The organism is Haloarcula sp. 1CSR25-25, assembly GCF_032027985.1.
Classification (GTDB): domain Archaea; phylum Halobacteriota; class Halobacteria; order Halobacteriales; family Haloarculaceae; genus Haloarcula.
This window is the reverse complement of sequence record NZ_JAHYBW010000005.1, coordinates 321799-338741: the sequence shown is the minus strand read 5'-3', so window position 1 is coordinate 338741 and position 16943 is coordinate 321799. Positions and strand designations below refer to the sequence as shown.

Annotated in this window: 28 protein-coding genes, 1 tRNA gene and 1 pseudogene; 5 read left to right on the top strand and 25 right to left on the bottom strand. The window is 65.4% G+C overall.

Features of this window, described 5'->3' with window-relative positions; translation table 11 throughout:
• The 25 genes and pseudogenes from KZ498_RS16340 to KZ498_RS16220 form a co-directional block, all read right to left on the bottom strand.
• Positions 1–718, bottom strand: a pseudogene (locus tag KZ498_RS16340) (preprotein translocase subunit SecY); the annotation flags it as partial.
• Positions 719–724: 6 nt separating this feature from the next.
• A complete protein-coding gene (locus tag KZ498_RS16335; protein ID WP_312620148.1) occupies positions 725–1222 on the bottom strand; it encodes an uL15m family ribosomal protein in 498 nt (165 codons plus the stop codon).
• Positions 1222–1686, bottom strand: a complete 465-nt coding sequence (gene rpmD / locus KZ498_RS16330; protein ID WP_312620146.1) for a 50S ribosomal protein L30 — start codon at positions 1684–1686, stop codon at positions 1222–1224. The genes KZ498_RS16335 and rpmD overlap by 1 nt, the downstream gene beginning before the upstream one ends.
• Positions 1686–2324: a 30S ribosomal protein S5 gene (locus KZ498_RS16325; protein WP_312620144.1), complete on the bottom strand. Its 639-nt coding sequence runs from the start codon at positions 2322–2324 to the stop codon at positions 1686–1688. Before KZ498_RS16325 ends, rpmD begins: the two co-directional genes overlap by 1 nt.
• Positions 2321–2884, bottom strand: coding sequence for a 50S ribosomal protein L18 (locus KZ498_RS16320; RefSeq protein WP_023843357.1), 564 nt, complete (start codon positions 2882–2884; stop codon positions 2321–2323). The genes KZ498_RS16325 and KZ498_RS16320 overlap by 4 nt, the downstream gene beginning before the upstream one ends.
• The gene (locus KZ498_RS16315; protein WP_312620141.1) at positions 2884–3333 is read right to left on the bottom strand and encodes a 50S ribosomal protein L19e; all 450 of its coding nucleotides are present in this window, start codon (positions 3331–3333) and stop codon (positions 2884–2886) included. Before KZ498_RS16315 ends, KZ498_RS16320 begins: the two co-directional genes overlap by 1 nt.
• Positions 3333–4196 (bottom strand): 50S ribosomal protein L32e, encoded by an 864-nt coding sequence (locus KZ498_RS16310; protein WP_396276139.1) that lies wholly within the window; start codon positions 4194–4196, stop codon positions 3333–3335. The genes KZ498_RS16315 and KZ498_RS16310 overlap by 1 nt, the downstream gene beginning before the upstream one ends.
• Positions 4196–4732 (bottom strand): 50S ribosomal protein L6, encoded by a 537-nt coding sequence (locus tag KZ498_RS16305; protein WP_312620139.1) that lies wholly within the window; start codon positions 4730–4732, stop codon positions 4196–4198. The genes KZ498_RS16310 and KZ498_RS16305 overlap by 1 nt, the downstream gene beginning before the upstream one ends.
• A 2-nt stretch (positions 4733–4734) precedes the next feature.
• Positions 4735–5127 carry a 30S ribosomal protein S8 gene (locus tag KZ498_RS16300; RefSeq protein WP_004516956.1) on the bottom strand — a complete coding sequence of 131 codons (393 nt, stop codon included), beginning with the start codon at positions 5125–5127 and terminating at the stop codon, positions 4735–4737.
• A 2-nt stretch (positions 5128–5129) separates the two neighbouring features.
• Positions 5130–5315, bottom strand: a complete 186-nt coding sequence (locus KZ498_RS16295) for a 30S ribosomal protein S14 (protein ID WP_053967660.1) — start codon at positions 5313–5315, stop codon at positions 5130–5132.
• Positions 5312–5845 (bottom strand): 50S ribosomal protein L5, encoded by a 534-nt coding sequence (locus tag KZ498_RS16290; protein ID WP_312620137.1) that lies wholly within the window; start codon positions 5843–5845, stop codon positions 5312–5314. Before KZ498_RS16290 ends, KZ498_RS16295 begins: the two co-directional genes overlap by 4 nt.
• Positions 5842–6639 (bottom strand): 30S ribosomal protein S4e, encoded by a 798-nt coding sequence (locus KZ498_RS16285; protein ID WP_312620135.1) that lies wholly within the window; start codon positions 6637–6639, stop codon positions 5842–5844. The genes KZ498_RS16290 and KZ498_RS16285 overlap by 4 nt, the downstream gene beginning before the upstream one ends.
• Positions 6636–6998, bottom strand: coding sequence for a 50S ribosomal protein L24 (gene rplX, locus KZ498_RS16280; RefSeq protein WP_312620133.1), 363 nt, complete (start codon positions 6996–6998; stop codon positions 6636–6638). Before rplX ends, KZ498_RS16285 begins: the two co-directional genes overlap by 4 nt.
• Before the next feature lie 4 nt (positions 6999–7002).
• Positions 7003–7401 (bottom strand): 50S ribosomal protein L14, encoded by a 399-nt coding sequence (locus KZ498_RS16275; RefSeq protein WP_004516961.1) that lies wholly within the window; start codon positions 7399–7401, stop codon positions 7003–7005.
• Positions 7401–7739, bottom strand: coding sequence for a 30S ribosomal protein S17 (locus KZ498_RS16270; protein ID WP_312620132.1), 339 nt, complete (start codon positions 7737–7739; stop codon positions 7401–7403). Before KZ498_RS16270 ends, KZ498_RS16275 begins: the two co-directional genes overlap by 1 nt.
• Entirely contained in the window at positions 7730–8014 is a 285-nt protein-coding gene (locus KZ498_RS16265; RefSeq protein ID WP_312620131.1) for a ribonuclease P protein component 1, read from the bottom strand. Before KZ498_RS16265 ends, KZ498_RS16270 begins: the two co-directional genes overlap by 10 nt.
• Positions 8014–8229 (bottom strand): 50S ribosomal protein L29, encoded by a 216-nt coding sequence (gene rpmC / locus KZ498_RS16260; protein ID WP_004516964.1) that lies wholly within the window; start codon positions 8227–8229, stop codon positions 8014–8016. Before rpmC ends, KZ498_RS16265 begins: the two co-directional genes overlap by 1 nt.
• On the bottom strand, positions 8226–9164 hold the full coding sequence (locus tag KZ498_RS16255; protein WP_312620130.1) for a 30S ribosomal protein S3: 939 nt from the start codon (positions 9162–9164) through the stop codon (positions 8226–8228). Before KZ498_RS16255 ends, rpmC begins: the two co-directional genes overlap by 4 nt.
• Positions 9164–9631: a 50S ribosomal protein L22 gene (locus KZ498_RS16250; RefSeq protein ID WP_312620128.1), complete on the bottom strand. Its 468-nt coding sequence runs from the start codon at positions 9629–9631 to the stop codon at positions 9164–9166. The genes KZ498_RS16255 and KZ498_RS16250 overlap by 1 nt, the downstream gene beginning before the upstream one ends.
• A 2-nt stretch (positions 9632–9633) precedes the next feature.
• A complete protein-coding gene (locus KZ498_RS16245; protein ID WP_312620126.1) occupies positions 9634–10056 on the bottom strand; it encodes a 30S ribosomal protein S19 in 423 nt (140 codons plus the stop codon).
• A complete protein-coding gene (locus KZ498_RS16240; protein ID WP_312620124.1) occupies positions 10053–10775 on the bottom strand; it encodes a 50S ribosomal protein L2 in 723 nt (240 codons plus the stop codon). The genes KZ498_RS16245 and KZ498_RS16240 overlap by 4 nt, the downstream gene beginning before the upstream one ends.
• Positions 10776–10777: 2 nt before the next feature.
• A complete protein-coding gene (locus KZ498_RS16235; protein WP_004591553.1) occupies positions 10778–11035 on the bottom strand; it encodes a 50S ribosomal protein L23 in 258 nt (85 codons plus the stop codon).
• On the bottom strand, positions 11032–11772 hold the full coding sequence (gene rpl4p, locus KZ498_RS16230; protein WP_312620121.1) for a 50S ribosomal protein L4: 741 nt from the start codon (positions 11770–11772) through the stop codon (positions 11032–11034). Before rpl4p ends, KZ498_RS16235 begins: the two co-directional genes overlap by 4 nt.
• Positions 11773–11775: 3 nt before the next feature.
• Positions 11776–12792: a 50S ribosomal protein L3 gene (rpl3p, locus tag KZ498_RS16225; protein WP_312620120.1), complete on the bottom strand. Its 1017-nt coding sequence runs from the start codon at positions 12790–12792 to the stop codon at positions 11776–11778.
• A gap of 4 nt (positions 12793–12796) precedes the next feature.
• On the bottom strand, positions 12797–13642 hold the full coding sequence (locus KZ498_RS16220; protein WP_312620118.1) for an RNA methyltransferase: 846 nt from the start codon (positions 13640–13642) through the stop codon (positions 12797–12799).
• Between the two features lie 349 nt (positions 13643–13991).
• On the opposite strand from KZ498_RS16220, the gene KZ498_RS16215 reads away from it, so the two are divergent.
• From KZ498_RS16215 to KZ498_RS16195, 5 genes are all read left to right on the top strand, one after another.
• Positions 13992–14063 (top strand) — tRNA-Gly (locus KZ498_RS16215).
• Positions 14064–14404: 341 nt separating this feature from the next.
• Positions 14405–15055 carry an HVO_2922 family protein gene (locus KZ498_RS16210; protein WP_312620117.1) on the top strand — a complete coding sequence of 217 codons (651 nt, stop codon included), beginning with the start codon at positions 14405–14407 and terminating at the stop codon, positions 15053–15055.
• Positions 15056–15145: 90 nt separating this feature from the next.
• Positions 15146–15478 (top strand): MTH1187 family thiamine-binding protein, encoded by a 333-nt coding sequence (locus KZ498_RS16205; protein ID WP_312620116.1) that lies wholly within the window; start codon positions 15146–15148, stop codon positions 15476–15478.
• A 24-nt stretch (positions 15479–15502) separates the two neighbouring features.
• On the top strand, positions 15503–16435 hold the full coding sequence (mch, locus tag KZ498_RS16200) for a methenyltetrahydromethanopterin cyclohydrolase (protein WP_312620115.1): 933 nt from the start codon (positions 15503–15505) through the stop codon (positions 16433–16435).
• A gap of 6 nt (positions 16436–16441) precedes the next feature.
• Entirely contained in the window at positions 16442–16939 is a 498-nt protein-coding gene (locus tag KZ498_RS16195) for a hypothetical protein (RefSeq protein ID WP_312620114.1), read from the top strand.
• Positions 16940–16943 lie beyond the last annotated feature (4 nt).

Here is a 16943-nt window from a genome sequence, read left to right as displayed (position 1 = left end):
CGGTCTGGAGGCCATCGGCAGCCAGCACTGGCCCGGTGCCGCGCTGGCCGGTGATGAACAGGTACCAGGTGTAGATGATTCCCTCGCTGTTGCCGAGGAACGGCGTCGTCAGGACGCCCCCGACGAGTCGCTGGCTCACGCCGGCGACGATGAACAGCCCGATACCGGAACCGACGCCCCACTTGGAGATGACCTCGTCCATGAACAGGATGAGGACACCGCCGACGAACATCTGGCCGAAGATGAGCCACTGGACACCGAACGTCCCGATACCCAGGGAACTTGCGACAGCCGTATCGGCCGGCAGGAAGCCGCCGGCGAACACCATCGGCAGCCCGGTCAGGCAGATCATCACGAGCACCAGCAGCTTCTGGAGCCCCTGATAGAGGATCTGGTCCCGCGGGTCGTCCTGGGTGTTCAGGCCGAGCAGGTCCGCCCCACCGAGGAGCTGTAACACGATGGACGCCGTGACGATCGGACCGATACCCAGTTGCATGATGCTCCCCTGGCCGGAGGCCAGGATCGAGGAGAAACGCCCGAACACCTGTTGGCTGGCGTCGATGTCCAGCCCGAACAGCTTCACGTTCGTCAGGAAGAAGTACAGCAGGAGCACGCCCCCTGTCCAGGTGAGCTTGCGCTTGAACGGGACGTGTCCGTCCGGTCGCTGGACTGCGGGCATCCGGACAAGCAGTGGTTCGGCGGTGTCCTTCCAGCTCATCGTTCGTTATTCCTCGTCCGCGTCCGCGTTGTCGTCTGTCTCGGCCTCGGCCTGGCGCTCCTGGCCGAGGTCGGTCAGTTCGACGCTCCCGCCTGCGGCTTCGACTTTCTCGCGAGCGGTCTCGGAGAAGTCGTCGGCGACGAGTGTGAGTTCGTGGCGGACCTGGCCGGCACCGAGTACCTTCACGTAATCGGCGTCGTCGGCGTCGTCGACCACGTCACGCACGTCGACGCGGTAGCCATCGCCGTCGGCTTCCGCGATGTCCTCGGCGGCCAGCAGCGTGATGTCCTCGTCGATCTCGCGAACGTCGATGGTCGCGGCCTCTTCCTGCACCTTCTGCGGGCGCTTGAAGCCGCTCTTGCCGAGCGGTTCGTAGTTGTGGAACTCGTGTTTGTCACGGCCTGCGGCACCGCGACCACCGCGGTGGCCGGCACCACGTCGGTTCTTGTGCGAGCCGCCGCCGTGCGTGCGCGAGCCGCGCTGTCGTTTCTTTTTACTCGTCATTATCGCATCGCCTCCAGGAGGTCGTCGATTCCATCGGTGTCGTGTCTCCCGAGCTGCCCGCCCTCCTTGACGGGGTGTTTGACGCCGTCGTGGCCGCCACGCGGCGGGTGCAGACGGAGCGTCGGGGACAGGCCCTGCTCGCGCAGCGTCGTCTCCTCGGAGAGGAGCGCGAAGGCGAGCCCGGCAATGTCGTCGTAATCCGTGTTCTCGGCGACCCACTCGTCGTCGACGTCGGCGTCGCCCTCGAGCGGCTCGGCCCGCGTCGCCAGAACCGTCTCCAGCGTCTCCTGGCTCGGCTCGCCGAAGGCGACGAAGTCGTTGACCTTCGTCACCATGCCGCGGTAGGCGTCCGTCTCGGGGACGAGCGTGCAGTGGTTCACGTGATGGATGTTGAGCATCTCCAGGGTGTCCTGGATGTCGCCGTGCATGTTGACTTCGCCACGGAGCTGGACGAGCGCGTGCATCACTCGATCACCTCTCGTTTCTCGAAGGTCCGTTCGGGGACACGCGCCTGGGCCGTGTTCTCGAGGGCGTTGAACGTCGCCTTCGCGAAGTTGACCGTGGTGCGCGTGTTCCCGCTACTGCGCGTCCAGATGTCCTCGATACCGGCGAGTTCGAGCACCTTGCGGACGGTCTCGCCGCCCGCCAGACCCAGCCCGCGCGGGGCCGGCTGGAGCTCGACCTCGACGCTCCCGGCCTTGCCCTTGGTGCGCAGCGCGACCGTGTGCGGACGGCCACAGCCACACTCCCAGGACCCACAGCCGCGGGAGATGTCGATGATGTTCAGCTTCGCGATGTCGATGGCTTTCTGGATGGCACCGCCGACCTGGTCGTCACGCCCCTCGGCGTAGCCGATGAGGCCGTCGCGGTTACCAACGGCGACCACGCAGCGGAACTTCACGCGGCGGCCGGAGTCTGTCATCCGCTGGACCATGTTGATGTCCAGCACCTCGTCTTCCAGGTCGGGAACGAGCTGGTCGACGACTTCCGATTCTTTCAGCGGGAGCCCGGAGTTCAGCGCCTCCTGCATGGAGTCGATCTCGCCCTCGACGACCTGCTTGCCGAGGCGTGTCCGTGGCTCCCATCCGTTGTTAGCACTCATAGTTCGATGTCACCGTCCAGTAGGGTCTCGCGGAGCTCGTCGAAGTGCTCCGGGAGGTCTGCAGCGTCGAAGTCGCCGCTGTACAGCGGCTCCTCGAGCTGCTCGTCGTACTCGGCGATGTGGGCACCGCGCGTGCGCTGCCAGTCGGCGAGTACGTCGTCGTTGTGCGGAATGTCCAGGCCGGCGTCGATTGCGCCTTCCTGTATTGCGAATACTTTGCTTCCGGGGGTCGGGCTGTTGAGTCCGATGTCGAGCACTGCTTCCTCGATGCCCGCTTCCTGCGCGCGAAGCCCGGCGAGCAGGCCGGTGAGGTAGGCCGAGGGCATGTTGCCCGTCGGGGCCTCCCAGCCGTACTCGGCGAGGTCGCTCGAGTGTGCGGACGCGAGGGTATCGTCGCCGTTGGGGCCAAGCGTCACCAGCTGCGCCCTGACGTGTTTATTGCTCTTTCGAGCAACGAGACGTGGCTTACCGGATTTCAACAGGCGCAACCGCTGATGGTAATCGGTTCTGGCCTCGCGGCGTCGCCGCATCGGTACTTTGTATCGTGGTCCTGTCGCCATTATGCGTCACCGTGGTTTGCGTCGATGTAGCGTTCGAGATCGGCAACGCTGTCGAACTCGCCACCGCCGGCCTTGTCGTACAGGTCGCGGTACTGCGAACTCGAAAGCGTTCCCTCGTCACGCAGCTCGCGCAGCTTCGTCCGCTGTGCGCGGATGCGTGACTCCCAGTCCTCCTTGGAGTTCTGCCGTGCGCCTGCCTTGCCCTTCCGGGTACCGGCACCCTTCTGGTGGCCGTACGCACGCTTCTTCTGGCGCTCCCGGGCGCGTCCACGGGAGTTGCCTTTCTTGTCTTTCGCCTGAACGGCGCCCTCATCGACCAGTTCGCGGACGTCCTCGCGGGTGATCGCGTCGGCGATGTCGCCCTGTCGCTCGGGGTCGAACCAGACGCGGTTCTTCCCGACGTCGAGGACGTCAGCCGCGAGTCGCTTCTGTGCGGAGAGATCAGTCATCACTCACTCACCTCGACTTCGACGTAGGTGGGGTTGAGCACGCGGATGCCCGCGTCCTCGGCTGCCTCTTCGATTCGCTCGCGCTTGCGAGCGCCGACCTTCGAGGCGATACGGACGGCCTCGATGTCGCCGTCGACGCCCTCGAGGTCGTCCACGTTGTGCACGCGGACCTCCTCGAAGCCCGAGGGATGCTTGCCGCGGACCGCGGTCGGCGAGCGGAAGCCCGCCTGGACCGTGTCGCCCTTGCCCTTGATGCCGCGGCGCTGCTTCGAGAGCTGGCCGCGGGGCTTGCGCCACGACGTCGAGACGCGCTTTTTCTTGTGGTGGTCCTGCCGGTTGAACTGCGGCTTGCCGACCCGGTGTCGCTGGGTCAGCAGGCGCGCGTCCTCATCAGAGAGGTCCGGCGTCTTGTCGGCGAGCCCGCGGGCCTGGAGTTCCGTCTCCACGTCCTCGGCGGGCGCTTCCTCGCCGCCTTCCTCTTCGACTTCGGCTTCGGTCTCGGACTCGACCTCGAGTCCGCCGACGTCGGCCTTGATGCGGGCCGCCAGCGCGTTCCCGATACCGCTGACATCGGCGAGCGCGGACTGGTCGGCACCGCGGACGTCTTCGACCGACTCGAAGCCGGCCTCGCGGAGCGACTCCGCTTTGGATGGGCCGACGCCGCTGATGTCGGTCAGTTCGGTGAACTCGTCCTCGTCGTCTTCTTCGGCTTCGGCTTCCTCGGCCACCTGGTCGGGGTCCTCGGCCGGCTCGCCGTCGTGTGGCTGCTCGGACTCGATGTCTTCCTCGGGCGCGTCGCCCTGGGGAAGCCCTTCCTCGTTGGCGTCGGCGTCACTGCTCGTGTTGTCGGGATTGTCCGCCATCAGGCGTCACCTCGGTTCGGTTTGCGGGTGATGTACACCCCGTCCTGGAACACACGCACGTCCTTGTCGTTGATGCGTGTAAGCTGTTCGATGTCCGCGGCGGTCTGGCCGACGGCCTCGATGTCGGGGCCGCTGATGGTCAGCTCCTCGCCGTCGATCTCGACGTCCGTGTCGCCGTGGATCGTCGTGCGGCGGGGGGCCTTCTCGCCCAGGAAGTTCTCGATGACGACTTCGTCACCCTCGACGTTGACCTGCATCGGGAAGTGAGAGTAGAAGACTTCCATCTCGTACTCCCAGCCCTCGGTCACGCCGTGGAACATGTTCTCGATGTGGCTCTGGAAGGTACCGATCGTCGACATCGTCTTGGCGTTGTCCTCATCGGATTCGATGGTGACAGTGTCGCCGTCGATAGACACGTCGATGTCAGGGTACCAGAGCCGACGTGTGACGCTGCCGTTGTCCCCCTCGACGGTGATGTCGAGATGGTCCTGCTCGGCGTCCACGTCCTCCGGAATCTCCAGTTCTACTCGTGGCATTGTTAGTATACGTACGCGATGACTTGGCCACCGACGCCCTGCTCACGAGCCTCGTAGTGGCTCATGATGCCGTGGCTGGTCGTGACGACGAGGGTCCCGTAGTCACGGGCAGGGAGGAACCGCTTCTCCCACTTCTCGAACTCGTCTGCGCCCGCGGAGTAGCGGGGCTTGACCGGGCCACACTCGTTGATGGCTCCTTTCAGTTCGACTTCGAACTCGCCGGCTTTGCCGTCGTCGACGAAACTGAATCCGTCGATGTACCCGCGGTCATAGAAGACCTCGAGGACGCTGCCGATCTCGTTCGAAGCGGGCGATACTGTCTGCTCTAGGTGCCCGACGCTCTCGGCGTTGTTAAGCGCCGACAGTGCGTTGGCAAATGGGTCGTTCCCTGTCATTGTTAGCTGTACTTCTTGAAGCCCATGCCCCGCGAGATCTCGCGGAAGCACTGGCGGCACAGCCAGATGTCGTACTTGCCGACGAGTCCCTGTTCGCGACCGCAGCGCTGACAGGACTCGAGCTGGCCAGTTCGCTCACTGGATGCCGTCTCGGAATCGGGCTCGTCTGTGGTTTCACTTTCGCTCATTCGCTCACCTCCACGTCGTAGGTCGACTCGATGAAGGCGACAGCGTCCGCCGGGTTGAGTCGATGCTTCGTCGGAATCGAGCGCGACGCCTTGTCGCGCTTGGCGACGCGGTAGCCGGGGCGGACGAGGTTGACCGTCACGTCCAGCCCGTAGATTCCGATGCTCGGGTCGTACTCCTGGCTCGGGAACTCGGTGTGTTCCTCGACGCCGAAGCTGAAGTTGCCGGTGTCGTCGAACTGGCTCGTCGCCAGTTCGGCAAGCGGCAAGGCGGTGTCGAGGAACTCCTCGGCCATCTCGTCGCGAAGAGTGACCTTCGCACCGATGGGGTCGCCCTCACGGATGTCGAACTCGCCGACGGTCCGCTTGGCCTTCGTTCGCACCGGCGTCTGCCCGGTGATCTCCCCGAGGATGTCCTCTGCGTTGGCGAGGTCACGGCCACCGTGGCCGATACCCATGTGGACGACGACCTTCTCGACGCGCGGTTCGCGCATCTCGTGGAAGTCGCCGCCGGACTCACTCTCGGAGCTCATTCATCATCACCCTTGCTCGCGGCTTCGCCGCTCACGGTCTCCGACTCGTCGTCCGAGTCGCCAGTGAAGTTCTCGTCGATGACGACGACGTACTCTTCGACCGTCTCGAAGCCACCGGCGGCTTCGCCGCCTTCCGAGGCTTCGTCCGAAGCCTCGCTGCCCTCGTCCTGAGAGACGATAACGTTGTTCTGGGCCGACCCCGGCGTCACCTGAATCTCCTCGACTTCGCCGACTTCGCCCGCGTGGGCGCCGTCGACGGCGGTGACGAGTGCGCCCTCTTCGTACTCGAAGTGGGCGACGACCTCGCCGTCCTCGTTGCCGACGACGATGGAGTCGCCGGCGTCGTAGGTCTGGTCGTCCTCGACGATGAGCGTCTCGCCGTCGTGGAGACCAAGCTGGACGTCGCCACCGGGGACGTGAGTCTTGGTGACGATTTTGCCGAGCTTGGACTGGGCCGCGTCCGGGTCGATTGCGGTCAGCGCCAGCCGACCGCCCTCGCCGGGGAACACGCGGTAGTACTCCTCGCGTTCGGTGAAGGCCAGGATGTCGAACATCCCGACGGGGCGTTCCTCGTCTGAGATGGCCTTCCCGTTGATGAGGACGTTGTCCTCGTTGAGGGCGTAGCGGGCTTCTTTGCGGTTGTCGGCGTAGCCGAGCACGTCCCGAAGGACGATGAGCAGGGGAACCCCCGACTCACCGTGCGGGCCGGCGCCGGCTTTCACCGTAAACGTCGCGGTCTTGCGCTCTACGGGCCAACTGTTTGGCACCGAGAGTCGCTTCTGGTGGTTACTCATGCGGAATCATCCTCCGATTCGAGACGCGCCTCGCGCTTCTCGTCTTCGAGGTCCAGGTCCGTCACGCGGACGTTCGAGGTGTCCAGCGGTCGGGGGACTTCCTCGCCGTCCGTCTTCTCGAGCGTGACGTCTTCGACGTGGATGACGGCCTTGTCGAGGTTGACCTCGAGGACTTCACCTTCATCGCCGGCGAAGTCGCCACGGAGCACCTCGACGGTGTCACCGGCGTTGACGCGGACGTTGCGCTGGCCGTACTCCTCGCGGAGGTCTGCCGAGAGCGTCGCCCGAACCTGCTTGTGCCGCTCGTGGAGCGGGGCACGTCGTTGACTCTTGCGTTGTTTGTCTGGTTGCTTGCTCATGGTTCTATACGATCATCGTCGCTGCTGATGCCACACTGCCGAATCGCTGTGCGACTTCCCGTGCGATGGGGCCTTTCAGCTCGGTCCCACGCGGGTCCTCGTTCTCGTCGACGATGACGGCCGCGTTGTCTTCGAACTTGACGCGGGTGCCGTCGGGTCGACGGATCGGCTTTCGCTGGCGGACGACGACGGCTTCGAGCACCTGTCGACGCATTTCGGGCGTCCCCTTGGTGACCGAGACCGTGATCTTGTCGCCCAGCCCAGCCTTGGGGTGGCGGTTCTTCGTTCCCGAGTAGCCGTGGACGGAAATGACCTTGAGTTCGCGCGCTCCCGTGTTGTCCGCACACGTGATGAGCGAGCCCTTCTCCAGGCCTTGCGTGACGTCAGCACCGAGTGCTTCCATCAGGCATCACCGTCCTGTTCGTCGGCGACCACGCCGACGACGACGTGGCTTTTTGTTTTCGAGAGCGGTCGACACTCTGCTATCGTGACCGTGTCACCGACCGCGAGGTCGAGACAGTCGGGTGCGTGAGCCGGAACGCGGCTCCGCCGCTTCATGAAGCGGTCGTATTTCGGCACCTTCACGTCGTACTCGCGCTCGACGACAACGGTCTTCTCCATGTCAGTGGAGGCTACCTCGCCGCTCAGTGTCTGTCCGCGCACGGAGAGCTCTCCGTGGAACGGGCAGTTCTGATCGGCACAGGTTTCCTCCGGTTCCTGTACGTTCAGTCCTAGCGCCATAGTGAATCTCCTGTGTTCTCTGTGCGACGAGCGGGACGCGCGACGAGTCGGTCACCCTCGACCAGTACCGTCTCGGTCGGCAGGGCGAACGCGAACGTCGCGCTGTCCTTCGGCACGTGCCACACCCGGTCGGCTCCCTCGATCGTCAGCATCTGTGTCGTCTCCATGACGACGGTTCCGCTGATACCGACGGCGTCCGGATTGGACGCTGCGACGACCTCGCAGTCGAGGCCGACGAGTTCGTGTCGTGGGAGCGTCTCGGGTGTCAGTGGCATTATTCGTTCTCCTGCAGGTCGCCTTCTTCGCCCTGGATCGTCTTGATGCGGGCGATGGCCTTCCGCAGCTCCTTGATGCGACCGGGGTTCTCCGGCGCACCACCCGCGGCCTGGACGGCCCGGGCGTTCAGCAGTTCGGTCTTCAGGTCGTCGAGTTCCGCCTCGCGCTCGGCGGGCGTCATGTCCCGAATCTCCTGGACGTGGAGGACGGTCATTCGTCGTCAGCCTCCTCGTCCGCGGACTCGTCGTCCGCGTCGTCCATCTCGTCCATCAGCTCTTCGGCTTCCGCCTCGACGTCCTCGTCGAGTTCCTCGTCGACAGCCTCTTCGAGTTCGTCGACGTCGACGTCCTCGACGTCGTCGTCAGTCGGGACATCGACGTCCTCCTCGACGATCTCCTCGTCGACGAACTCCTCGTCGGCCTCGGAGTCGTCGTCGGCCCCGGCGGCCACGTCCTCGTCGAGTTCCTCTGCTGTCTCGCTGTCTTCGGGTTCGCCTTCGAGGAGTTCCTCGACGCTTTCCCCGTCGGTGTCGGCCACGTAGTCCTCGACGTCGACATCCTCGTAGATCTCGAAGTCGTCGGGGAGCTCCGCGTCCGGCGGGATGATCTTGACTCGGACCCCGATGGTACCGAGCTTCATCACGGCGACGCCGACGCCGCTGTCGACGATCTCCTCCGCGGGCTCGCCGTTGTGCTTGACGTAGCCGCGGTTGAACTTCTCCACGCGCGAGCGTGCACCTGTGACCTTCCCGGAGAGGACGATTTCCGCGCCGAGTGCGCCCGACTCCATGATGCGGTCGATGGTAGTGTGGCCCGCCTTGCGGAAGTACCAGCCACGCTCGAGTGCGTTGGCCAGTCGGTCCGCGACGATGCGGGCGTTGAGGTCCGGCTCGTCGACTTCCTGGACGTCGACCTGCGGGTCGTCGAGGTTGAACCGGTCCTCGAGTTCCGTCGTGATCTTCCGGATGTTCTTCCCGCCCTTGCCGATGACCATCCCTGGCTTCTCGGCTTTGAGCACGATCTGGGTTCCCATCGGCGTCTTGGCGACGTCCATGCCGCCGTAGCCGGCGCGACCGAGTTCCTCTGCGAAGAACTCGTCGATCTGGGTCCGCTGGAGTCCGTCCTCGATGAACTGCTGTTCGTCGGCCATTATTCTTCGGCCTCCGGTTCTTCGAGGATGAGTTCGACGTCGACCTGCGGGCTGTTCCACGCCGAGGCACGCCCCATCGCGCGGGGCTTGCGACCCTGCTGCTCGCCGACCTTGTGGGCGGCGACGTGCGTGATCGTCATGGCCTCACCGTCGAAGCCCTGGTGGTCGGCGTTGCCGACCGCGTTCTCGAGCAGGTCGAGGAAGGCCTTGCTGGCCTTCTCCGGGTAGCGCCCGGCGTCCCAGCCGTCGATCTTGCTTTTGTGACCGACGCCCGAGTTGTGCTGTTTGAACGGAACGGGCTGGTCGCCCTCGATAACCGCCTCGAGGTAGTCGACAGCCTCGCCGGCCGTCTTGCCCTTGATTTCGCGGGCAATGGCCTTGCTGTGCTTGAAGCTCATCTGCCGCTCCCGGAGCATCGCTTTGGCCGTCGTGTCCGGGTCGGCTTCGACTGAGTAACTGATTCCCATGATTATTTGAGCGGTACGAACTTCGAGGAGCGTGTCGCTCCGATACCGGCCTGACCGTGTTCGACACTAGTCCGGGTGAGCTGGAACTCACCGAGGTAGTGGCCGAGCATCTCCGGCTCGACTTTGACACGCTCGAAGTTCTGGCCGTCGTGGACGGCGAAGGTCAGCCCGACCATCTCCGGGACCACCGGCATGTCGCGCAGGTGCGTCCGGATCGGGTCGTTGGCTGTCTCCTCTTCGCCGGCCTCGCGGGCCTTCTCGAGGAGCTTGTGTTTCTCCTCGGTCAGGCCGCGTACGATACTTCGCCGCTGTCGAGCGGGGAGCAGTTCCGCGACTTCCTCGAGCTCCATCGCCTGCAGCTCGTCGAGCGTGTGGCCGCGGAAGGAGAACTCTCCTTCGTGGCCGATTTGATACTCTGAACTCATTCGTTGCCACCTCGACCGGTTCGCTTCGAGGCGATGTCCCCGACCTTCCGTCCTGGCGGGGCGTTCCGCGAGATAGACTTGGGTTTACCGGGGTGCTGGCGGCCGCCGCCACCGAACGGGTGGTCGACGGCGTTCATCGCCACACCGCGGACGCGCGGGTACTTGGTCCCGCGTGCTTTCATCTTGTGGTGCTTGTTGCCAGCCTTCACGAACGGCTTGTCAGTTCGGCCGCCACCGGCGACGACGCCGATGGTGGCACGACACTGCGGGTCGAGCCGCTTCATCTCCCCGGAGGGGAGCTTGACGACCGCAACCGAGCGGTCGTGGGTGAGCAGCTGGGCGTTGACGCCCGACGCACGGGCGAACTTCCCACCGTCACCGGGGCTGGATTCGACGTTGCACACCGGGACCCCCTCCGGGATCTCCGCCAGCGGGAGCGTGTTCCCGGGTGCGATCTCGGCGCTGACGCCGACCTGTAGCTCGTCGCCCACCCCGACGCCTTCCGGCGCGAGGATGAGTCGTCGGTCCCCGTCTTCGAACTCGACGGCAGCGACCGGCGCCGAGCGGGCAGGGTCGTGCTCGATGTCGACGACCGTGCCGGCGATGACGTCGCCGTCCTCGACCTTGCGGTGCTCCAGATTCGCCTTGTAACGATGCGACGGCGCACGGAACGTGGATGTCCCGCGACCGCGCCGTTGTCCTTGGATTCGTCGTCCCATTGTTAGAACACCCCAATTCTGGAGGCGACTTCCTGGGCGTCGTCGTCCTCGGAGAGGCGAACGACGGCCTTCTTCTCGCCGTCCATCGTGTTCTGCGTGTTGACCTGTTCGACTGTCACGTCGTACTGCTCCTCGACGGCGTCTGCGACCTCGCCCTTCGAGGCGCGGTCGTCGACGGCGAACTGGAGCTTGTTCTGGAAGTCCATGTCGTTCATGGCCTTCTCCGTGACGTGTGGGTGTTTGATGACGTCCCAGCTCATCGCTCGGCCACCTCCGCGAGTGCGGATTCCGTGAAGACGGTGAGTCGACCGGGCGCGCCGCCGGGCGCGAGGTCTTCCGTGTTGACCTCGCTGGCGGTCGCCACGTCGGCCCCCGCGAGGTTGCGGGCGGCCGTCGACGGCTCGTCACTGGTCACGAAGAGGATCGAGGCGGGACGACGGTACTTCCGTCCGCGGGCCGAGCCCTGTCCGGCCTTGATCTTCGTGTCGTCGGCGCGGTCGATGTCCGCGTGGACGTCGAGCGCCTCCAGCAGCGAGACGACTTCCTGGGTCTTGACGAGGTCCTCGAAGTCGTCGGAGACGACGACGGGCACTTCGTCACGGTCGAACTCGTGGCCGCGGTCGGCGACGAGGTCGGCGTCGGCCGTCGCGGCCAGCGCCGAGCGAACGGCCAGTTGCCGCTCCTTGTCGTTGAGGTCGAGCGAGCGGTCCGTCTCGGCTTTCGGCGGGTGGGCGCGTCGCCCCTTGACCGCCTGCGGGACGCGGCGGGCACGGCCGTCCTGCTTCGGGACGTGTGCCTGGCCGCGGCCGCTACCGAAGGACTCGGCCGGCGTTCGGAGGCCGGCGTACTCGTCGGACCCGTAGTCCTGTTTTCGGTTGGCCTGTGCGGCACGTACAGCCTTACTGATGAGGTCGGACCGGACCGGCGTCTCGAAGACGTCCGGCAGGTCGACCTCGCCGTCTGTGTTGCCGTCCAGGTCGTAGATTGTTGCCTGCATAGGTTATCCCTGGTTCGATTCGTTGGAGACGTAGCGCACCTCGGGGTCGAGGCGCGGCTGGTCGTTCGGACGCACCGCGGGCCGGAAGCGCACCAGGCGCTTGTCCGGACCGGGCACGGAGCCCTTCACGAGCGTGTACGGCCCATCGACCTCGCCGTAGTTGACGAAGCCGCCGTCGACGGTCGCTTCGTCGCCGTCGGCGATGTCGATGAGACGTTTGTTGAGCTCGGTGCGCTGGTGGTAGCCGGTCTGCCCCTGCTGGGGGACCGTCGAGCGCACGCGGGACGGGTTCCACGGACCGAGGTTGCCGATCCGTCGGCGCCAGCCCTGGCGGGCGTGCTTGCCTTTCCGCTTCTGGACGCCCCAGCGCTTGACGGGACCCTGCGTCCCTTTGCCCTTCGTGACACCGGCCACGTCGGCGTACTCGCCGGCGCGGAAGATGTCGTTCATGGCGTGTTCGCCACCGTCCTCGACGAGGTCGAGGGCGTGGTCGAGGCGGTCCGAAACGGACCCACCGCCGACGCGAGTCTCCATCACGTCGGGCTTTTTCTTCGGGACGCTCGGGACGGCGTCGGGGACGGTGTGCGTAATGAGTCGCACGTCCCCGAGGTCACCGGCCTCGAGTGCGTCGCGTACCTGTTCCTCAGCAGCGTCCGGGTCGTGGTCCTCCGGAACGTCCAGGGTCCGGTCGAGCTCCGAGTGGAACTCGTCGGTCCAGACTTCCGTCAGCGGACGCTGACCGTACGGCGTGTCTTCGTACGCTCGCAGGGCGACAGCGCGCATCGGCGGCGTCTCGATGACTGTCACGGGGACAGTCTCCTCCATCCCCTCGCGGGGGGAGTTGGGTTCGTCGTTGACGAGCACGACGTGTGTCATGCCTGCCTTGTAGCCGGCGAACCCTTGGACGCCCGGCTGCCCGTCGTCAGACGGCCAGCTGTTGAAGCGAGGCGTCTCGCTCGTCGAGCGCTTGCGCGGGCCGAAGCCCAGCGAGCCTTTGCGTGGTCTGCTTGGTTGTGGCATTCGTTTACTCCGTGAGGGTTAGACAGGTGAGGGAGGCGAACAGAGCCTCTTCCGTTCGCACGACCTCACTGCCCTGGTTCGGAACCGTATTCAGCCAGAGGTCGAACCCTTCTGGTTCGTCGCTCGTCTGGTCTCCCCCGACGGCGTCCGGGGCAACGTCGAGTATCGACGGTAACCCGCGCTCGGGTGCCCCGAAGGCGACGGTCATGCCGCCCTCGGCGTCGCGCCGCTCGGCCAGCTGGCCGAGACGGGTCGACGTTACCGGCTCGCCGTATCGCGAGGACGCGATAGTGAGCCCGGCATCGTCGCGCGAGAGTGCCGCATCGAGGTCCGCGGCGACAACGTCGAATCCCGTTGTAGGGGCGTCGACGAGTTTCGCCCGGACCGGCCGTCGCGAAGAGACCCTGACGGTCACGCGCTCCCCCTGTTCCACGTCCATACCGTCTGGGACGGGAAGGGAGATCGGGTGTTGCATGCCGCAATTGACCCGGACGCGCCCATCAGCTCCGACCTCGGTCACGATTCCCTGTCTTAACGACCCCGAACCCTCAGATCCGGAGCCGGTCTGTGAACGCACGCGGAGCGGCGGCAGGACGCCGACGTACTCCAGTTCGTCCCGCTTACCCCACATCTCCTTTCGGAGGTGCGGGGGCGTCGCGGCGTACCGCAGCACGGTTTCGACGAACCCGTCTTCCCACTTGCCCTCGCCCGCTGGGTCGGGGTACACTGTCAGCCGATCAACCCGGTAGACCGCGGCCGCGCGGGCCACGTAACCGAGCTTGCGAGTTGCCTCGCGTCTGTCTTCGGCTTCCCGTGTGAGGGAAGACGGCACGAGTACGCTGGTCGTCATGCCGTGACGCTTCCACGTCGCGCCACTAGACTGTGCCGATATCTCCCCTTCCCGTGCTTAAAAAGACCCCGTTTCGTGCTCGCGATGCGTCGCGTTCACATGGTCCGTCATGCCGACTCGTAAGCGATGCACTCTCGGCTGGTTTGCCGCTTCCGAAAGAGCGTGTCCCGTGACAGCATCACATGATTCGGCTCTCAACGGGGGCGGCGATTGCCCTCACCTCCCATGGTTTGTCCCCGAAAACGGAAGGCTTTTTACTCTCACCCCCGCCAGATTTGATTGCAACGAGACGTGGTGCGCGCTGGTACTGAGCGACTCACAGTCGCGAAGGTCAGTGCGAACGAAGTGAGCGCTGGTAGTGTAGTTGGTATCACGTGACCTTGCCATGGTCACAACCTGGGTTCAAATCCCAGCCAGCGCATTTCTACGACGAACAATTCCACCGAGCACCGCGTAGCGTGTGCTCGTAATCTGTGAGTCGTGAAATCGAACTGGATTCGAACCCTGCCAGTCGCAACGCCCGCAACGAGCGTAGCGAGTGAGGGCGACAGTCTGGCTCCGGTTCAAACACCGAGGGACGAAGTCCCTCATGGCTCGCAATCGCGTCGCGATTGCTCACTCCCAGCCAGCGCATTTCTTCGATTCCAAATCGACAAGCGACACATCTCGGTGCGGCGTCCGGTACAGTCACTGCTTCGAGGATTCGTGTGGTTTGACAGATGGGGGTACCATTATCTGTTAGCCAATCGACAGCGTGGTTGCATGACAGACGAGACGGTCCACGAGTCACAGGAAAAGCGAAGTCGAAGAGGAATCGCGTCGTACTTCCGGCGGCTTTCGAACCGGTTCAGTCGCGGCGAGCCAGCCCCGGCCGATGAAGAACAGACTGTGACAGTCGACCCGCCGGCCGAAGCCGACTTCGAGGTCGAAGTCGAGCGCGAAGACGGCACCGTCAGCCTCGAAATCGATATGCAGTGGGAGGAGGAGGACGGGGCGGTAGAGACGGACGTCGTCGCGAGCAAGGCCACGTTCCAGGTGTACGAGGACAGCGCCGAGCAGTACCGCTGGCGGCTCCGCCACGACAACGGGAACATCATCGCCGACAGCGGCGAGGGCTACGCGTCCAAGCAGAAGGCAAAGCAAGGGCTGGAAAGCGTCAAGAACAACGCGCCCGGCGCGTACGTCGTCGACGAGACCAAAGACGAGACAGCTCCCGACGACGACGGCGGCAGCAAGGCCACGTTCGAACTGTTCAAAGACAGCAACGACAAAGCGCGGTGGCGGCTCCGCCACGACAACGGGGAGATAATCGCGGACTGCGGGCAGGGCTACGCGTCAAAGCAGAAGGCCAAGCAGGGGCTCCAGAGCGTGAAGACGAACGCTCGCGGGGCACCGGTCGAAGAGAGCGAGTAGGCGCTTCGAGCGGCGGCTGCTTCAGTCTGACACTGTGAACGACGGGCAACACCAGAGCGGTTTAGGTCGCGAGCGCGCGTGTGACCCGGTATGACCTGCATAGGGTTTCTCTCGGTCGCACCGGTCATCGAAGGCAGCATGTCCTCGTACGTCGCCGACGCCGTCGCGGCGCTGGAGGCGTTCGACGTCGAGTACGAGACGACGCCGATGGGGACGATAATCGAAGCGGAGGACAGCGAAGAACTGTTTGCGGCCACCCACGCCGCCCACGAGGCCGTCGGGGAGCAGAGCGACCGCGTGAGCACGTTCCTGAAGGTCGACGACAAGCGGACCGTCGACCAGCAGGCGCGGGACAAGGTCGATGCCGTCGAGGCGCATCTCGGACGAGAAGCCAGGAGCGGCGCGGCCGAAGGCGGAGATTAAAGGGGAGGCTGCCAAAGACGGCGCATGGACAGCCTCAATCGGATGGCCACGGAACTCGTCGACGAGGCCATCGACTTCGCTGACGAACTCACGATAGACGTACACGCGCTGGAGGGCGACGCCGCGGTGCTTGACTTCGGCGTCGAGGTCCCCGGCGCTGTCGAAGCCGGCATGCTGCTCGCGGAGATCCAGACGGCCGGGCTGGCGACAGTCCAGTCCACGATGGCCACCGTCGACGGCGCGCCGCTGAACCACGTCGAACTGTCGACGGACCACCCCGCGCTGGCCCTGCTGTGCTCGCAGAAGGGCGGCTGGGAGCTGGCCGTCGACGGCTTCGAGGCGCTCGGGAGCGGACCCGCACGCGCGCTCGTCGCCGAGGAGGAGGCCTTCCAGCGTATCGGCTACCGCGAGGACGCCGACTTCGCCGTGCTGGCCCTGGAGACCGACGAACTGCCGGACGAGGCCGTCGCCAGCCAGGTCGCCGAGCGCACCGGCGTCCCCGAGACGGGCGTGTTCCTGCCCTCGTTTGCGACGGCGAGTGTCACCGGCAGCGTAGTCGCCGCGGCCCGTGCCGCCGAACTGGCCGTCTTCCGGCTGGCCGAACTCGGCTTCGACCCGGTGTCGGTGCTGTCGGCCAGCGGGCGCGCGCCGGTCGCGCCGGTCGCCGGCGACGAGGCGACCGCGATGGCCCGGACGACGGACGCGCTCGCCTACGGCAGCGAGGTCCATCTCACCGTCGACGAATCGTTCGACCGCTTCGACGAGGTCCTCTCCGTCGCCGCCAGAGAATACGGCGAGCCGCTTGAGGGGGTCTTCGAGGACGTCGACTGGGACTTCGCGGAGCTCCCCGTCGAACTGTTCGGTCCCGCCGCGGTCACCATCGACGTGGTCGGCGGCGACACGCACGTCGTCGGTGAGACGAGCGAGGGCGTGCTGGCCGAGAGCTTCGGTCTGTAATCGGGTATGCGCTACAAGGTCGCGCCGCCGGTCCGCTCACGCTCGTTTTTAGAGGCTGCCAGAGCGGCGATTCCGCTTGTCCCCGACAGCGAGGCCGACTGTTGCCGGGCGATACAGACGGCGACCGACGTGTCCGACCGCGAGACAGCTCAGAAGTACCTGGTCTTCCTGCAGGCGCTTGGCCTGGTCGCCGAAAGCGACCGGGGCTACTACCGGACGAGAGAGGACCTCGACCGGGACGCACTCGCAACGGCGTTCGAGGGATCGGTCTTCGGCGTCGACGTGCTCCTCGCCGCACTCGGTTTGGAACCGGTAGACACCGACGCTGTGTTCGATGCACTCCGGGACGAGATACCGCGCTGGGAACGCGAACGGCACACCGACTGGGAGGCCGTCTGGCGGGAGCGGACGACGCGCCTGCTGGAGTGGGCCGTGCTGTTCGGACTCGCCGAGAAAACGGCTGACGGCTACAGACGGCCGGCTGGAGACAGCAATGACCGGTAAAACG

Bases quoted from the DNA above. Each gene is read 5' to 3' on its own strand.
- KZ498_RS16335 (WP_312620148.1), bottom strand. From the start codon at position 1,222: ATGACGAGTAAAAAGAAACGACAGCGCGGCTCGCGCACGCACGGCGGC.
- rpmD (WP_312620146.1), bottom strand. From the start codon at position 1,686: ATGCACGCGCTCGTCCAGCTCCGTGGCGAAGTCAACATGCACGGCGAC.
- KZ498_RS16325 (WP_312620144.1), bottom strand. From the start codon at position 2,324: ATGAGTGCTAACAACGGATGGGAGCCACGGACACGCCTCGGCAAGCAG.
- KZ498_RS16320 (WP_023843357.1), bottom strand. From the start codon at position 2,884: ATGGCGACAGGACCACGATACAAAGTACCGATGCGGCGACGCCGCGAG.
- KZ498_RS16315 (WP_312620141.1), bottom strand. From the start codon at position 3,333: ATGACTGATCTCTCCGCACAGAAGCGACTCGCGGCTGACGTCCTCGAC.
- KZ498_RS16310 (WP_396276139.1), bottom strand. From the start codon at position 4,196: ATGGCGGACAATCCCGACAACACGAGCAGTGACGCCGACGCCAACGAG.
- KZ498_RS16305 (WP_312620139.1), bottom strand. From the start codon at position 4,732: ATGCCACGAGTAGAACTGGAGATTCCGGAGGACGTGGACGCCGAGCAG.
- KZ498_RS16300 (WP_004516956.1), bottom strand. From the start codon at position 5,127: ATGACAGGGAACGACCCATTTGCCAACGCACTGTCGGCGCTTAACAAC.
- KZ498_RS16295 (WP_053967660.1), bottom strand. From the start codon at position 5,315: ATGAGCGAAAGTGAAACCACAGACGAGCCCGATTCCGAGACGGCATCC.
- KZ498_RS16290 (WP_312620137.1), bottom strand. From the start codon at position 5,845: ATGAGCTCCGAGAGTGAGTCCGGCGGCGACTTCCACGAGATGCGCGAA.
- KZ498_RS16285 (WP_312620135.1), bottom strand. From the start codon at position 6,639: ATGAGTAACCACCAGAAGCGACTCTCGGTGCCAAACAGTTGGCCCGTA.
- rplX (WP_312620133.1), bottom strand. From the start codon at position 6,998: ATGAGCAAGCAACCAGACAAACAACGCAAGAGTCAACGACGTGCCCCG.
- KZ498_RS16275 (WP_004516961.1), bottom strand. From the start codon at position 7,401: ATGGAAGCACTCGGTGCTGACGTCACGCAAGGCCTGGAGAAGGGCTCG.
- KZ498_RS16270 (WP_312620132.1), bottom strand. From the start codon at position 7,739: ATGGCGCTAGGACTGAACGTACAGGAACCGGAGGAAACCTGTGCCGAT.
- KZ498_RS16265 (WP_312620131.1), bottom strand. From the start codon at position 8,014: ATGCCACTGACACCCGAGACGCTCCCACGACACGAACTCGTCGGCCTC.
- rpmC (WP_004516964.1), bottom strand. From the start codon at position 8,229: ATGACCGTCCTCCACGTCCAGGAGATTCGGGACATGACGCCCGCCGAG.
- KZ498_RS16255 (WP_312620130.1), bottom strand. From the start codon at position 9,164: ATGGCCGACGAACAGCAGTTCATCGAGGACGGACTCCAGCGGACCCAG.
- KZ498_RS16250 (WP_312620128.1), bottom strand. From the start codon at position 9,631: ATGGGAATCAGTTACTCAGTCGAAGCCGACCCGGACACGACGGCCAAA.
- KZ498_RS16245 (WP_312620126.1), bottom strand. From the start codon at position 10,056: ATGAGTTCAGAGTATCAAATCGGCCACGAAGGAGAGTTCTCCTTCCGC.
- KZ498_RS16240 (WP_312620124.1), bottom strand. From the start codon at position 10,775: ATGGGACGACGAATCCAAGGACAACGGCGCGGTCGCGGGACATCCACG.
- KZ498_RS16235 (WP_004591553.1), bottom strand. From the start codon at position 11,035: ATGAGCTGGGACGTCATCAAACACCCACACGTCACGGAGAAGGCCATG.
- rpl4p (WP_312620121.1), bottom strand. From the start codon at position 11,772: ATGCAGGCAACAATCTACGACCTGGACGGCAACACAGACGGCGAGGTC.
- rpl3p (WP_312620120.1), bottom strand. From the start codon at position 12,792: ATGCCACAACCAAGCAGACCACGCAAAGGCTCGCTGGGCTTCGGCCCG.
- KZ498_RS16220 (WP_312620118.1), bottom strand. From the start codon at position 13,642: ATGACGACCAGCGTACTCGTGCCGTCTTCCCTCACACGGGAAGCCGAA.
- KZ498_RS16210 (WP_312620117.1), top strand. From the start codon at position 14,405: ATGACAGACGAGACGGTCCACGAGTCACAGGAAAAGCGAAGTCGAAGA.
- KZ498_RS16205 (WP_312620116.1), top strand. From the start codon at position 15,146: ATGACCTGCATAGGGTTTCTCTCGGTCGCACCGGTCATCGAAGGCAGC.
- mch (WP_312620115.1), top strand. From the start codon at position 15,503: ATGGACAGCCTCAATCGGATGGCCACGGAACTCGTCGACGAGGCCATC.
- KZ498_RS16195 (WP_312620114.1), top strand. From the start codon at position 16,442: ATGCGCTACAAGGTCGCGCCGCCGGTCCGCTCACGCTCGTTTTTAGAG.